Raw genomic sequence first — 2,583 nt, 5'->3', positions numbered from 1 at the left:
GGGGCCGCGGTGGCGCGTGGGCTCGTCGGGGACGGGTTCGACGTTCTTGTCGTCGGACGGCGCATCGACGTGCTCGACTCGGCGGCGCGGCGGATCTGTGACGAGAGCGGGCGGGACGGCGCGGTCACTGCCGTCGCTGCCGATCTGACCGATCCGGGGCAGGTCGGGGCGGTGGTGGACGCCGTCGGGGAGCGGGCCGTGGACGCGGTGGTAAACAACGCCGGCGGCTACCTCAGCGGGCCGACCGACTCGCTCGGCGGGGTGGCGGACTGGTGGCGGGCCAACCTGGACGCCAACGTGCTGACCGCCGTCCTGCTCACCGAGGCGCTCCTGCCCGCCCTGCGCCGTCCCGGCGGCCGGGTGGTCCTGCTCAGCTCGATCGCCGCGCAGCGCGGTGGCGCCGGGCCGTACTCGGCCGCGAAGGCCGCGCTGCACGGCTGGGCGTACGACCTCGCCGCCCAGCTCGGTCCGGAACAGATCACTGTGAACGTGGTCAGCCCCGGCTACGTCGCCGAGACCGAGTTCTTCGGCGACCGGATGACGCCGGAGGGGCACGCCAAGCGGGTCGCCGCCACGCTCGTCGGCCGGGCCGGTGTGCCGGACGACATCGCGGCGGCCGTGCGCTACCTGGTCGGCCCGTCCGCCGGGTACGTCACCGGGCAGGTGCTGGGCGTCAACGGCGGCTCGGTGCTCGGCCGCTGACGCGACGAAGGGGCGGCGGCCCCCCGTGTGGCCACCGCCCCTCGTACGTCGTGGTCAGCCGTTGAGCATCTCGTACGCCGTCGCCGGCGCCTTCTGCACCTGCGCGCCCGTCGGCGCGCTGATCTTCGGCGCCTTGCCGAAGTCGTAGTACTTGGCGACCACCTTCATCGCCTTCTTCTTGCCCGCGGCCGGCACCTGCAGGGTCAGCGAGGTGAGGTTGCCGTCCGGCCCGACCACCGCGGTGAACGGCACCTTCTTCGCCGCGTCACCGAGCGTGTCCACGTCCACCGTGGTGAAGCTCTCGCGGATGTCGGCGTTCGCGGTCAGGTCGGCGAACCCGGCGTACGTGCCGTCGCCCCGATCCTCGACCGTCTCCGCGGTCCGGATGACCGCGGCCATGTTGGCCGGGTCGGCGTTCTGGTAGACCGGCACGTCGGAGGCGTCGTCGAGCTTGGTGCGGTCCAGGAGCATCCAGCGCTTCGGCAGCTTCATCATGTCCTGCAGGCCGGCCATGCCGGTGATCTTGACCCGCATCCAGATGTCCTCGTCGATCACGCGGAAGGTCATCCCCATGGTGAACTCCGGGTCCTTGCTCTTCTCCGACATGGACAGCTCGAGGCCGCGCGCCGCCGGGTCGACCACCCCGTCGAACTTGTCCGCGCCCTCGATGGTGGTGAACCGGAAGGCCGGGTCCTTCTCGTCCGGCACGGCGGCCAGCAGCGCGGCCTTCGGGTCGGCCGACGGGCTGGGCGCCGCTCCGGTGCCCTCGGTGGCGTCCCCGGTCCCGCACCCCGCGGACAGGACGGTGGTGGCCAGCACAGCCGTCGCGAGAGCCGCGATCCGCCGGAGGCTCGCGGCGGAACCGATTCGCTGCGTCATGGTGTTCGACTCACTTTCCCAGGTGATTGTTGCCGGGTAAGTATCGGCAGCCGTCACGGCGGCCTCGCTGCCGTTATGCTGCCGTCCGACTGCCGTCGGCCATGGTGGGCGGGGGCAGTCGGTACGGGGGCGGAAACTCGCATGTCAGAGGCGCTGCGCTTCGAACTCCTCGGCCCGCAGCGGGCCTGGTACGCCGGCCGTCCGCTCGATCTGGGCCCGGCCAAGCAGCGGGCCGTGCTGGCCGTGCTGCTGCTCGCCGCGGGCCGTCCAGTGCCGACCGGGCAGATCGTCGAGGCGGTCTGGCCGGACGAGGCGCCGGTCAACGGCCTCAACGTGGTGCAGAAGCATGTGGCCGGTCTGCGCCGGGTGCTGGAGCCGGACCGGTCGCCGCGTACGCCGGCCCGGGTGCTCACCCTCACCGACGCGGGCTACCTGCTGCGTGTACCGCCCGAGGCGGTGGACGCGGCGCGCTTCGAGCGGGGCGTGCGGCGTGCGCGGGCGGCACAGGCGGCCGGACGTACGGCGGAGGCGCTCGCCGAGGTGAGCGCCGCGCTGGAGCTGTGGCAGGGGGAGCCGTTCACCGGGTTCGGCGGCGCGTACTTCGAGACGGCCCGGCACCGGCTGGTGGAGCTGCGCGCCGTCGCGCTGGAGACGCGTACCGAACTGGAGCTGGCCGACGGCCGGCACGGCGAGCTGGTCGGCCGGCTGGTCGAGCTGGTCGCCGAGTTCCCGGTCCGGGAACGGCTGCGTCACCAGCTCATGCTGGCGCTGCACCGCAGCGGACGGCAGGCCGAGGCGCTGGCGGCCTACCGCGAGTACGCCGGGCTGCTCCGCGACGAGTACGGCATCGAGCCGGGCGGGGCGCTCCAGGATCTGCACCGGCGGATCCTCCGCGCCGACCCGGACCTCCTGGCCGGGGCGCGTCCGGAACGGGCCGGGGCGGGCGAGAGATGGGCGGGCGACCCGGAGCCGATTCCGGCCGCCCCCGAGGCGCCGGCCCAG

The 2,583-nt window shown here is 73.6% G+C and carries 3 protein-coding genes; 2 read left to right on the top strand and 1 reads right to left on the bottom strand.

What is annotated here, in order from left to right; all coding sequences use genetic code 11:
• Nucleotides 1-702, top strand: a 702-nt coding sequence (locus F8279_RS29540; protein WP_225853458.1) for an SDR family NAD(P)-dependent oxidoreductase, incomplete at its 5' end; no start/stop codon positions are given.
• 54 nt (nt 703-756) lie between these two features.
• Here the strand turns inward: F8279_RS29540 and F8279_RS29535 are convergent.
• Entirely contained in the window at nt 757-1,581 is an 825-nt protein-coding gene (locus F8279_RS29535) for a hypothetical protein (protein ID WP_151501696.1), read from the bottom strand.
• Between the two features lie 141 nt (nt 1,582-1,722).
• Here F8279_RS29535 and F8279_RS29530 point away from each other — a divergent pair.
• Nucleotides 1,723-2,583 (top strand): AfsR/SARP family transcriptional regulator (locus F8279_RS29530; RefSeq protein WP_151501695.1); only part of this gene is annotated, 861 nt, incomplete at its 3' end.

The organism is Micromonospora sp. AMSO1212t, from assembly GCF_008868145.1.
Taxonomy (GTDB): domain Bacteria; phylum Actinomycetota; class Actinomycetes; order Mycobacteriales; family Micromonosporaceae; genus Micromonospora; species Micromonospora tulbaghiae.
The sequence above is the reverse complement of the archived record's forward strand: the minus strand, read 5'-3'. Positions and strand labels throughout refer to the sequence as shown.